Consider the following 12,563-nt stretch of genomic DNA (forward strand, 5'->3'; position numbering starts at 1 on the left):
CTATTACAGGGACATTTAAAAAAGCTGTATAAATTAATTTACAATCTTTAGTTGTAATTATTTTTAGCTATTAATCTGATTTTCACTCATTAATAATGAGTTTGAAAATTAAATGTCATGGATTATAGGTCATACGAAAAGCGGCTTGACTATATTTTAGAGTTAATCTCCAAAAACAGATTCCGGTCTATAGATGCAGCAGCCCAACGTTTCAGCTGTAGTACGCGCACCATTAAGCGTATGCTGAATCACTTGCGCGAAAAAGGTCATAACATAGCATATGACCGGCAACAAAAAAAATATTTCGTAAAAGATAAAGAGTGACATTTTCTGTCATTTGACCCGCGCTACCTTTAACTCATGATTAAGGGAATAGAAGTTTTAAGGAAGTATTTCATTCAGATAAGTGTTCTTCTACTAATCCTTTTATGGGTTTATGCTGCCGTTAGTAAGCTTAGCAATTTCACGCATTTCAAAGAGCAAATGCACCTGCAGGTATTATATCCGTTTTTACAGACGGTTAGTATTTATCTGTTACCGCCCGCTGAACTGCTGATTAGCTTGCTACTATGCTTTGAAAGAACCGTTAATAAAGGACTATTCTTTTCGTTGATCTTTCTTCTGCTTTTCACAGGGTACGTTGCGTTAGCCACTTTCCATTTTTTCACGAACGTTCCATGTTCTTGCGGAGGCATTTTGGAGCATATTTCCTGGAGGTCGCACCTTTTTCTTAATCTCTTTTTTCTTGCCCTAACCATATCATCCATCATATTTTTAAAGAAAGGAGCAGCGGTGACAAAACAGATCAAATGAAGGAAAAATTTGTTGCTGTGAAAGGGAATTTCTCGCAACAAGCAGGATAAGCTGAAAACCTGTTTGAAGAGTCGGCAATAATTATAATATTTAACCTTAAAGTTTTTCAAATGCTTTTTGATTTAAAAAGCATAAACAAATATGCGTCGTTTCAAATTAAATTTAGCTTTAGCAACATTTATTGCAGGTTCTGCTATCGCAATTACCCAAAGTTCATTTACACCTGCAAAGGCTGCGAAGTTCAGTAGTAATTATCACTTCAAGGGAACTACTACAGCACAGATGAAAACGGCCGCCAATTACGAGGTGGTAACGTCGCCGCCTACCTGTGATAATGGAGGAAGTTTACCGTGTGAGATCGACAACATCAGCGGAAGTTTACAAACCTGGTTAGATGCACGTACAAACGCCCAAATTTTGGCGGCAGCGGTTCAAACCAAAAATTAAACCGTAAAAGAAAGGCAATGCGTTAAGCATTGCCTTTCCTGATTACCTTGGATTCTGCTGCATCCCTGTCAGCTGGATAATATCATCGGGGATCGGAAGTGTATATTTTAAATCATTGGGCTTTAAAATATAGGCTTGCCCGTTCACATTACGGGTTAAGCTAATGTTTGCCCCATTTTGATTAAGCCGTTTAAGGTCGTTCCAGCGCAACCCCCTCATCAATAATTCCTTTCTTCGCTCTGTTAAGATGATCGATAAAGCAGCATCGCTGCTGGTTGCAATGAATGGCGAAAAGAAGCCTTTCTTAAACCTGGTTACAAGAAGTGTATTCAAATCCCGTAATGCTTCATTAGTTCTATTTAACCTGGCATAACATTCAGCTCTCATCAAATAGACTTCATCGATAGCGACACCATCAAAAGGGCTACTTCCGCCTTCGTAGCTACCTTTAAAAACGTGTGTTCCGTTTATACTTATCTTAAAGAAAAGCTCTTTTCTCAGATCGTTACTATCATAAGAATTGTAAAGCAGCGTATCAACTCTTGCCCTGGTGTTTTGAATGGGAGCCAAATTGGTCATCTGTCCATCATTGATCACTTCAGCGTTAAACTTCATAAATGGGTAAGCCGCTGCTGTATTCAGTGAATTGAAATCAATTAATGTATGGTTTAGCTGTAAGCAGGAATCGGCATATAAGCCGGCTTTATCATATTGCCCCATGTATAAATACGCCCTTGCCAATAACGCATAAGCAGCAGGTTTAGATGGCCGTAGAACCTGTAGGGGTGTAATGGGAAGTAACGCCGCAGCCGATGTTAAGTCTGAAATGATTTGATCGTATGATTCCTGCTGAGTGCTTCGCACAGTAGCCTGATTAAAATCAGAACTTAATCGTATAGGAATACCGAGTTGCGCGGTAGCATTTGTTTTATCGTAGGCCGCTGACCATAAACCAATAGCCTTTAAAAATGCTTTTCCGCGAATGTATAATGCCTCTCCTTTGACGTTATTATATTCACTGCCGTTCACTGCTGTAGGGGCTATTTTACCTAAACCTTCCAAAATGGTATTTGATGTAAATACAGGCCTGTAGGCATAAAACCAGTCATTATTTATCAAGGCAAACAAATTATCTTTCTGCCAGGTATAAAGGTTTTTTTGATAGTCTTGGGTCAACGCCTGGAAATCCGCATCCAACAAATAATAGTTATCAGCAGATACTTCTCCCGATGATGCTCCATTATTATTGATGACAGGATAATAATCAAGCAATGCCTGAAAATCGGCAAGCGTTGATGGGATGTTAAGTTTAGCATCCGGCTTTTCATCCAGAAATTTTTTACAGCCGCTTATGGCGATGATTAAACAGCAGTAAAATATAATTATATTAATTTTTTTCATGATTTGATATTTGAGCATTAAATAAAAGAATTATAGGGAAGCTTTTAGGCCAAGGGAAATAGTTAAAGGCGGCTTTAACGTGCTTGGCCCAAAATAATAGTCAGGATCAATATGATCTTTGTTTGCCCGCCAAATTACGCCAAGGTTGCTAACTGTAGTATATAGCTGTAGCACTTTGAATGGAAAGCCAGGAGTCCTGCTGCGGTTAAATTCATAGCTGGCTGAAATATACTGAATCCGGATATGATCTCCTTTTTCAACCAGATCCTCAGAGCCTGCATAGAAGCCATCGCGTTCAGGAATTGCCGGGTAGCTCATTGAAGGTACGGTTGTATGCAACTCATCACCTGGCTTTTGCCATCTTATAGCATAATCGCCATTACCGATTCCATTTTGAAATAGATCAGAGTAGCTTAAGGCTGTCTTTTTAAAATAGTAGCCCAGTTTATAGGTGGCTACTACGGTAAGTGTTACATTTTTGTAACTGAAGGTATTACTAACCGATCCGTATTTGGTAGGCAGCGCCGATCCGCTATACTTCAATTCTGATAGCTGCGTATCATTGTACAATGATGCGTAATCTTCACTTAGCTGACCATTGATATATCCTCTTGGATTTCCATTAGCAGGGTCAAGACCCGCAGAGCTATAAGATAAAATGGAATATACGGGCTTCCCAACAACGCCGGATATGGATGGATGTGCACTTACAAAATTATAACCGGCTGTATTTTCCGTGTAATAGGACGTTATTTTGTCCTTATAAAAACTAAAATTAATTTGGGTAGTCCACTGAAATGCACCAGTCGTATTAATCGTATTCAAGGTTATATCTGCGCCGCTTCCCTTCATCGATGCAACGTTTTTTGTAACGGTGCTGCCAATACCGGTCGTATAGTCCAGTGGCGCGTTTCCAAAAAGGTTTTCACCATTTTTTCTAAAGTATTCTATACTTCCCGATATCCGGTTGTTAACCGTACTGAAATCTACAGCCAGATTGAATATTTTTGATGTCTCCCATTTCAAATTAGGATTTGCGTAGGTATTATAGATAGCATAGGGTGTTTGTGTATAAGGAGAATTACCTGAATAGCTGATCGTGGTAACTGCCGTTCTCGACAAATCAACATTCCCGCTTAAACCATAAGTGGCTCTCAAGCGCAAGTAAGGTAAAAAACCAACCTGGTAAAAATGCTCTTTAGATATCTCCCATGCTGCTCCTGCTGAACCCAAAGGGTTCCATTTATTGTTCGTGTTTACACCGAATAAGTTTGAGGCATCCCTGCGCGCACTTAATGAAAAAGTATATTTACGGTCATAGGTGTAGGCCGCATTGCCGAATAGCGAAACAAAGCGATTTCTGATAGCCGTTAGATTTTTGTTGTCCTGAATAAAGTTATAAGAGCCGGTTACAAAATCAGGATAAGTGTTAGTCAAATCCACATTCCCGAAAGTAAGCGTATTGGGATCGTAGCCGTACAAACCATTTGAATAGCCTGTTGTGTTTATCTGCCTAACCTCGACACCGGCTATCGCGTTGATTTCACTTTTTGACCAATTTTTTTCGACATTAAATTGTCCGCGCAAGTTGTGCGACTCAATCAACTGATCGGACTGGTTTAGGATGCCACCTTTCGGTATAATATAAGTAACGTTTCCCGAAGGGTCAATCTGGGTAAACGAATTGATCCGATCCCTTGTATAGTAACTGTCAGCACCCTGTAGGTTATTGTTGTGTGTATCCTGCCTTTTATACTGATACTGCAAATTAAAATTCAGGAAACTGAATAGCTGATAATTTGCTGACAGGTTTGCAGTAACGTCCTGCAGGTTAGTTTTATTACTGACCTCTTTGTAATCGTTAAGCGGATAATACTTCCAGTCGAGTAATTTGCCGTCGCCTGCCGTGGATAAGTAGGAAAGGCTATAGTTTTTCACAATAGGCAACGCGTTTCCATCTCCGTCGGCAAACCGGGCGTAGGGATATAAACTGGTACCATCAGATAGTATATCACCGTATCCTGGCTTACCCGTGGCAGTATTACTCTGTGTGTAAAATAAAGACGTTGCTACCTGTAATTTGGGAATAGGGCGGAATGTATTCTGAAAATGTAGATTAATCCTGTTGTAACCGGCCGCGAGATTACTTACATTTTTATCATATCCACTGGAAAACAACCAGGACTCGGTAGCTGAACCACCTTTCAGACTTATGGCATATTGCTGATTTCTGCTTTGTTGGTAAAAGTATTTGTCAAAGTCATTTCTAACATCAATATTCCTGAAAGCATCAATCTGTGAATTAGCATTGGCAGCTGATATTGTACCGGCTTGTGCTGCGGCTAATAACTCCACGACCGGGGACAAGTTAGGATGAGCGGGGTCGCTAATTTTACTATCGTAAAAGCCATTACTAAAAAGCATCTTTTCGACATTGATATAATCATTAGAAGAGATGGGTTTAGTATATGATAAATCGGGCTTTGTGCCAATTGTCATGTTCGCATTAAAATCTATGCTCAGGGGCTGATTCAACCTGGCCTTTTTTGAGGTAATGACGATTACCCCGTTACCGGCCCTTGTACCCCAGATCGAAGCTGCTGCCGCGTCTTTTAAAACGGTGATACTTTCTACATCATTAGGGTTAATATTGGCGATATCCCCCTCATAAGGGAAATTATCAAGAATTATTAATGGAGAGGTAGGCCCGTTAATGGTGCTGAGGCCTCGGATCTGAATCTGAGGCGTGGAACCTGTTGTACGGTTAAACACCAAGCCACTTGTTATCGGCTCCAGTCGAGAAAGGATGTCGGTACTCACCTGCTCATTTAATTTATGATTACTTATCGCAGTAAATGAACCAGTAGTGCGTTCTTTTGGGAGTGTTTGATAACCGGTGGAAACGATAACCTCGTGCAGTTCTGTCGTAACGGGCTGAAGTGTTATCTTTAAATCTGAAATCTGTGTATAGTTACGAAGCAGTTGCTTCTTTGTATTGTAACCTATATGGCTTATAACAACAGAATCCGGAAAAATAATGTCTGAAAGATAAAAATAACCATCACTACCGCTTTTAGTAGCAATACCCGTTTTGATCAGTTTAATAGTAGCACCAGGTACAGGCTCGCCGGTTTGCATATTAATAACCTGGCCTGTTGTCTTTTGCTGTGCATGTAAACTGGCATTTATAGTGCATAGCAATGCCAGTATGAGTAAATTTAATTTCATGAAGTATTTGTTATTACTAAGTTTTATAAGTGCTGCCGTTATTTGTCCTTAATAACCAGCATTTCAATTTTCTCATAGGATGAATATAATTTAAGGCCATATGCCGCCAACTCTTTTTGAATGCCGGGCATGTCCTTAACCCCATCCTGAAAAGTTAAGTCTATGTGCTGTTTATAACCTGTTTGATCAAGAATCACCGCATTGCCGCTCAGGGTTTTTAAATAATCACAGAGATCGATCATTGTAGTATTGACCAGTTTGGGATTTGATAATTCGCCCAGTGTGTTCAATCGTTCACCACCACCCGTATGGATGTGATCTGCCTTATCCGTTTTCTTAAGCATCCAGCAGAATGTCTTTTGCTTTTCAAAGCTTCCTACATAAGGCGTGTACCTGTTTAAATCATCAAGCACATAATCATAAAGATGATCCATCTCACTGGCGGGTATTACCAGATCATAATTATAAAAGTTTTCTCTTTCCCAGTCCGCTTCTGACTGAGCCGAATGATGATAGGTGATTTTTGAGGGATTTCTGACCGCTAACTTGACGCGGCTGTCGCTGCCGTCAGGAAGCTTTCCTCCTGCAATAACCGAATACATCCAAAAAAGACTTTTTTTCCTTAATACAATTCCCCGTGCAGTATCATTGATAAGGCGTAGGCCTCCGCCACGTAAACCGTCAATCTTGCCTTTTATCAACATACTAAAATGCTGCAATTGATTTAACGGCAAATCCTCCGAAGTATATAAAAGCTGGTCGCGGCTAAAATCCTTTTTTATAAATTTCGGGGCTACCTGCTGTTGTAAAAAACGGATGACATTTTTACGGGTTAGTTCTTCTGAAGATGTAATAGCCCGTACAATGCCATCTTTATCAATCCATACGTAATGCGGTATTGACTGATGAGGGAACATCCTTTCCAGAATGGTGTCATTAATTACAGAAGGTAGGCTGAAATGGTGTACCGGTGTATCAAACCGTTTGAGTGTCGCTAAAATGTTATCTTTTTTCTCGTGCTCACTTTTATTGTCAACCAAGAGCACCTGCAAGTCATTATTAAACTCTGCTTGTAAGCTGTCTGCAAGCGGAAAATGATGCAAGCAACTTGTACAGTATGTGGCCCAAAAATCTATTAGCAGCGATTTTCCCTTGAAATCTGATATATTCAATGTAGGATGGGCATAGTTCACCAGATCGGAGATTTTCATGTCGGGGACTTTATCTCCAATATTCAGGGCAACAATAATTTGATTATCCTGTTTGGTTTGAGCATTCGCCCTAAACATCCCAACCAGCGAGAACAGTAAATAAATTAAAATAGACTTTTTCATTTATGAATAGTAAAAGGAGAATACTTAATGAGCAAAAAAACCAGCAACCAAAGGATTAATAATGCCACGACAAATAGATTTTGCCTGTGATTAACAACTGAATTAACTGATCTCATTTTCAGGTATAATCGCTTAAAAAAAGGCAATAGAAATCCCAGGAAGCCGGTTTTTTGCTTCATTTTATATTGTGTTAAATAATTTTGATGAATTAATTAGCCCGATTGGGCTAAGAGGTAAGTGAGTACTTATTCTGCGGGCGAAATAAGCAGTACCCAAGATTGTACGGGGAAATTAATCATGACTAATCCCTTCCTGCTGATTTGGTACATCTGCATTAGCCTGATGCAATTTGTAAGCCTCGGCAACGAGGTCATTCAACTGATCGAAGAGCAGGGCCACTTCTTCGTCCGACACTTCCGCTTTAACATTACAATCTTTGATTACCCAGCACTGAAACATTTTCCAAAACAAAGCATGGACTGTTTCAGGTGAATTGCCTTTAAAAAAGGTAGCTATTACCTCTTTTAAAGATAAACCAGATGTAAAATTGTTGTTTATATATAACGCTTCCATTTGCAAGAAATTGGCAAGCTGGACTACACCAAAAGAAAGGCGTGGAACTCAGCTTATTGCTCTGGAGGTACTGGTATACCGGGAACGAATAAGTGAGCCCACGCCTTAAGCGTGAGCATTTATCACTTACATCCCTCGTCCCAAATTTGAAATTACCAGTTTCCCAGAGCGAGTGTTAAGTGCGAATGCTTATATATTTTTAAGATTCGCTAAAATAATTAAACTATCAATAATGTCTTAGTTTTAATTCACTAATATACAAAAGTTTCGTTGTGGTACAAAATAATGTACCACTTTATTTTTTAACTTAACGGATATTTCCTAAATGTCTGAGAGCGCAAAAACCTTCAAGGAAATATTAGGTGAAAAAATTGCGAATTTGCGAGTTGATAAGAAATATAGCACGAGGCAATTCGCGCTATTGGCTGACATGGAGCATCACCAATTAATCAACATTGAAAAAGGGAGAGTAGATATACGATTGAGTACTTTAATGAAAATATCCAAAGTTCTTGAGGTACAGCCGAAAGAGTTACTTGATTTTTAGATAATGTCAGTGATTGCTAAAGCGGATAATTATAATTCACTCTTAACTTGTCATAATCATAGGCGTTTGGCTTATCTAATTCAGCTAACTCGGTGTAATACTTATTAGCTAATTCTTTGTAGCTATTAAATTGAGCTCGTCTATCAGCTATTTGTTTGGTATTGTATTTCCATGACTCATCACCGGAGTAACGGTAAGCCAACTCTTTGCAAATTTGGGCGCGAACTATCTTCAAATTTATATTTTTCATTTTTAAGCTGATAGCTCTATCTGCCAGCACTTTAGCTACTACTAAATTTGTAAAAGCCGTTTTGTCTCCAGGAAATGGAACTGATTTGAGGTCATTAAAATTTAAATATAATAACGCCCGGTAGTAGGCACTTGTGGTATCCTGGTCATTTAATTTAAGCTTTTTGTTAAGACTATCTGCAAGCGCGATATATTTTTTAGGATCTGGCCTGTATGAGCCATCATTTATGTATATCATCCCGCCAGCTATATTCACAGGAACCTGGGCCTGGACATTAAAGGCCCCGAAAAAGAAAATTAAACAAAGTGTATAAAGAAAATAGGCCTTATTCATATTTGAAAATTTGATAAATACTGTGTAAAGAAACAATTTCGTTAATTATTTTCAAAAAAGCCATAATCACAAATTGTAAATTATAACTCAGCGTTTTAATTTATTCATCGGCTGGTAAAAGCTATTAATAGTTATGGGCCACAAAACAAATGTGGTACTACAACCGGTAACGGGTAATTAAGAATACTATAGCCCACAGCATTAAAAGTCCTGCTATAAAGTATAATTGTCTTGATTTTTGGGGTCTATATGGTCCAGTTTTTAACTTGTTATTATTTCTCATAGTTAATAACTCTACTATGCTCACATTGCTGGAAGGTAAAATAGAGATAGGCAAATCTAATAAGTGGTGTGCCAAAACACAACACTTATTATTTCAAAAACAAGCAATTTCCCCGCAGTTCCAATACTGTGATGGCGAGCGATACCCAAAAAGAAAACTTAACTAAATTCGGCCGTCACCTACAAGCCCTGCGAAAAAGCAAAAAACTTTCCTTGAGAAAATTAGCAGCCAAATGCGACATTGAGCACAGCGATATTGTGCGCTATGAAAGGGGCGAAATTAATATGACCTTTCATACATTGATGGAACTTTCAACCGGTTTAGAAATACCGTTGAAGGAACTGATGGATTTCTAATCCTTTTTTGATTTTAGAATACTCTCTAATTACCTTAGAATATCACATTTTTAAAGTTATTTTTATCAATTGAAATAACTTAATTTAATAAAAGCTTAGAGTTTGATTTTTATTAATTTAAAGATTATTCTGGCCATTTAAAAAGTTTAATGTGAATATTGAAGAAGAGTTCCTAAAGTTAGATAAAGATTATTCTGTTTTTCCTCATGAAAAGGATTACGTTGGTATATATAAAACCTTCAAAAGTGCTTTTGATAAGGACGTACATCCAGAGATAAAAACTAAGATTTTAGAAATCGAAAAAGAAGGTTACTATAACGATCACGGTGTTGATCACATAAAAATGGTAATCGATAGAGTTTCAAAAATTATAACCTGCTTAAACCCTTCGCTAACTTCTGAACCAGAAAAATTTCACATATCTCCGTATGAGATATTTATCTTATTAATGGCAATCCAGCTCCATGATTCTGGTCATTTAATCGGTAGCCGGGTCGATCACGCTAAAAAGGGAAAAGAGTTGTTAGCGAAATTTGACCCCGGGAATATTTTAAACACATCGGAAAAACTCATAATTGGCAATATAGCTAAAGCTCATGGTGGACAGGAAGATCCTATAGGTAAGCTTCAGCCAATTGATATGTTATCTCATCAAAAAATAAGACCGCAATTTTTAGCAGCATTGCTGAGACTGGGAGATGAGTTAGCGGAAGATTTAACAAGAGCTTCAAAATTTCTTATTGACATAGATCAACTTGAAAAAACGAGTAAAATATTTCACCTATATTCTGCCAGTCTGGATAGTATCTCATTTAATGAAAGGGAAATTCAACTTAGTTTTTATGTAATGGATAAATTTCTCATCGATAAATATCCAAAGAAAACTAAAAGCGGGATTGTGCAGGAATATTTAATCACTGAAATCTACAAGCGGACACAAAAAACTTTTCTTGAAGCTTTATACTGTGGTCGGTTTCTTCCAGAAGAATGCCGATTTAATAAAGTTCGCGTGAAAATCAATTTGGTTAAATCATCAGATCATGACGAAATAACTGATCCGATAGGGTATGATCTGAAAGAAAATGGTTATCCAACTTTGGAAAAAAACGATATATTTCAAGCATGTGATTCTCTTACCTTACATGGCGGGCAACAAATTGACGGAGATTATCTTTCCAGCTTAATAAAATCAAAATTACAGTCAGTATGAAAAATCCGTTTGAAGTAAATACGCCCGAAGGGATTTCTGCAAAAGAGGTGCATGAACTATTTGTTGATGTTTTTACAGATTTTTATCAGGTTCCAGAGATTGGGCATACCTTTTTAAATGGCCCAAGAGGTTCAGGAAAAAGTATGATGTTCAGATATATGATGCCTGACTGTCAAAAAATAGATAGAAACTGTAGTCTAAATGAATTAAATTATTTTTCCCTTTACGCCCCAATAAAATTAACTGATATTAACTACCCTGAACTTGACAGATTGAGAGATAGTTCAAATACGTTTTTCAATGAGCATTTACTAACCACTTACGTAGCATCCAAGTGTTTCAAAAATATTCTCCAATATGGTGAAGATGTTGATTGTTGTCTTAATGAAATTAAAACATTTTATAATGACACATTTCTTTGGTATGTAGATATTTCTGGTCAGCCTATCGATAATTATAAAATTAAATATAATAGCAGTGCTGAATATTTAGATAGAATTATTAAAATTCTGGATGAGATTTTTCTCCGCTGCAAAACGTATTGTAAAAAAGTTGCATTGTCTCCGTCATTGCCATTAGAGTATAATGGACCATTATGCAATTACCTTGATTTTTTATATCCACTATTGTTGGAATTAAAAAAACTTTCTTTCTTCCCAGCAGATAAGCCAATATTTATTTTAGTTGATGATGCTGGCTATCTTAATGAAACTCAAACCAAAATTTTAAATACATGGGTTTCCTATCGCACATCTAAAGACATAAGTATAAAAATTTCTACTCAATTAGATTACAAAACTTTAAGAACTGTTACAAATAAAACAATTGATTCACCTCATGACTATTCACAGGTCAATATTGCAACAGTTTATACTACACCCAATAACAATTATTATAAACGTATTGAAAGAATAGTTAGTAAAAGGATCGAAAAGTATTTAGAAAAAACGATTGCCCCTGTGGATTTTTTTCCATTTGATCTTGGGCAAGAAAAAGAAATTGAAGAAATAAAGGCAAGCTTGAAAATTGAATACACTAATCCTGAAAAGTCATATGCGGGCGGCGACGCAGCAAGAAGATATGCAACATCAGAGTACGTCAAAAGGCTAAAAGGAAGCAGGGCTGGATCGCATTATAACTATGCAGGATTTGATAATTTAGTTGATATTTCATCTGGTATTATACGCCATTTTCTTGAGCCAGCAACCAGGATGTTCTCAAATCATATCTCTAGAAATGAGATTCAGATTCCAGACATTGATCATATTCCTGTGATTATTCAGGACACTATAATAAAGGAATATTCAAGCAGCTTTTTAGAAAATGAATTTCAAAAAGTAATTGAAGAGCATGGTCATAAAAACGAAAATGAAAGATTAAGCAAAGCAGACAAGCTTTATAATTTGATTATTGGATTAGGTCAGATGTTTCACCGGATATTTGTTTCTGACCGTGCAGAAAGAATTGTATTTTCTGTAGCACTTAATGATACCCCGGATAATGAACTAAAAGAAATAATTGATCTTGCAGAACATTACGGATATTTACATAAAAGTTCTATTGGGAACAAACAAGGTACAGGTAGGTGTCGGCTTTATATTCTAAGCCGCACCCTATCTCCTTATTTTAAATTAGATCCCGCCGGTTTTAAAGGTTATAAATTCATGAACAGTAGTCTACTTAAATTAAGCTTGACTGATCCTTTAAAATTTGAAAGAGAGGCAAACAAGACACTTTCAAATGGAGGGGAAGATCCTCAGCTTAGCTTACTTACAGAATTGGAATAAG

At 37.3% G+C, this 12,563-nt stretch carries 12 protein-coding genes; 7 read left to right on the forward strand and 5 right to left on the reverse strand.

The features are described 5' to 3' along the window. Nucleotides 1-117 precede the first annotated feature (117 nt). The 3 genes from ABIB50_RS06795 (at nucleotide 118) to ABIB50_RS06805 (ending at nucleotide 1,260) form a co-directional block, all read left to right on the forward strand. Nucleotides 118-324, forward strand: a complete 207-nt coding sequence (locus ABIB50_RS06795; RefSeq protein ID WP_429378339.1) for a DeoR family transcriptional regulator — start codon at nucleotides 118-120, stop codon at nucleotides 322-324. Nucleotides 325-360: 36 nt separating this feature from the next. After that, nucleotides 361-813: a MauE/DoxX family redox-associated membrane protein gene (locus tag ABIB50_RS06800; RefSeq protein WP_429378341.1), complete on the forward strand. Its 453-nt coding sequence runs from the start codon at nucleotides 361-363 to the stop codon at nucleotides 811-813. A 141-nt stretch (nucleotides 814-954) separates the two neighbouring features. Next, nucleotides 955-1,260, forward strand: coding sequence for a hypothetical protein (locus ABIB50_RS06805; protein ID WP_429378343.1), 306 nt, complete (start codon nucleotides 955-957; stop codon nucleotides 1,258-1,260). Nucleotides 1,261-1,302: 42 nt separating this feature from the next. On the opposite strand, the gene ABIB50_RS06810 is transcribed toward ABIB50_RS06805, so the two are convergent. The 4 genes from ABIB50_RS06810 to ABIB50_RS06825 form a co-directional block, all read right to left on the reverse strand. Then, nucleotides 1,303-2,661, reverse strand: a complete 1,359-nt coding sequence (locus ABIB50_RS06810) for a RagB/SusD family nutrient uptake outer membrane protein (RefSeq protein WP_429378345.1) — start codon at nucleotides 2,659-2,661, stop codon at nucleotides 1,303-1,305. Between the two features lie 30 nt (nucleotides 2,662-2,691). Then, nucleotides 2,692-5,889, reverse strand: coding sequence for a SusC/RagA family TonB-linked outer membrane protein (locus tag ABIB50_RS06815; protein ID WP_429378347.1), 3,198 nt, complete (start codon nucleotides 5,887-5,889; stop codon nucleotides 2,692-2,694). A 38-nt stretch (nucleotides 5,890-5,927) separates the two neighbouring features. After that, nucleotides 5,928-7,223 carry a thioredoxin-like domain-containing protein gene (locus ABIB50_RS06820; RefSeq protein ID WP_429378349.1) on the reverse strand — a complete coding sequence of 432 codons (1,296 nt, stop codon included), beginning with the start codon at nucleotides 7,221-7,223 and terminating at the stop codon, nucleotides 5,928-5,930. Between the two features lie 291 nt (nucleotides 7,224-7,514). Next, entirely contained in the window at nucleotides 7,515-7,796 is a 282-nt protein-coding gene (locus ABIB50_RS06825; protein WP_429378351.1) for a hypothetical protein, read from the reverse strand. Between the two features lie 325 nt (nucleotides 7,797-8,121). On the opposite strand from ABIB50_RS06825, the gene ABIB50_RS06830 reads away from it, so the two are divergent. Further along, nucleotides 8,122-8,343, forward strand: coding sequence for a helix-turn-helix domain-containing protein (locus ABIB50_RS06830; RefSeq protein ID WP_429378352.1), 222 nt, complete (start codon nucleotides 8,122-8,124; stop codon nucleotides 8,341-8,343). A 16-nt stretch (nucleotides 8,344-8,359) separates the two neighbouring features. On the opposite strand, the gene ABIB50_RS06835 is transcribed toward ABIB50_RS06830, so the two are convergent. Further along, a complete protein-coding gene (locus ABIB50_RS06835; RefSeq protein ID WP_429378353.1) occupies nucleotides 8,360-8,830 on the reverse strand; it encodes a hypothetical protein in 471 nt (156 codons plus the stop codon). Between the two features lie 510 nt (nucleotides 8,831-9,340). Between ABIB50_RS06835 and ABIB50_RS06840 the strand changes: the two genes are divergently transcribed. From ABIB50_RS06840 to ABIB50_RS06850, 3 genes are all read left to right on the forward strand, one after another. Beyond that, nucleotides 9,341-9,565 carry a helix-turn-helix domain-containing protein gene (locus ABIB50_RS06840; RefSeq protein WP_429378355.1) on the forward strand — a complete coding sequence of 75 codons (225 nt, stop codon included), beginning with the start codon at nucleotides 9,341-9,343 and terminating at the stop codon, nucleotides 9,563-9,565. A 151-nt stretch (nucleotides 9,566-9,716) separates the two neighbouring features. Continuing rightward, nucleotides 9,717-10,775 carry an HD domain-containing protein gene (locus tag ABIB50_RS06845; RefSeq protein ID WP_429378357.1) on the forward strand — a complete coding sequence of 353 codons (1,059 nt, stop codon included), beginning with the start codon at nucleotides 9,717-9,719 and terminating at the stop codon, nucleotides 10,773-10,775. Then, entirely contained in the window at nucleotides 10,772-12,562 is a 1,791-nt protein-coding gene (locus ABIB50_RS06850) for a hypothetical protein (RefSeq protein WP_429378359.1), read from the forward strand. The genes ABIB50_RS06845 and ABIB50_RS06850 overlap by 4 nt, the downstream gene beginning before the upstream one ends. Nucleotide 12,563: the final 1 nt, after the last annotated feature.

Origin of the sequence: Mucilaginibacter sp. UYCu711 (assembly GCF_050433825.1) — a bacterium.
In the GTDB taxonomy this organism is placed as follows: Bacteria; Bacteroidota; Bacteroidia; order Sphingobacteriales; family Sphingobacteriaceae; genus Mucilaginibacter.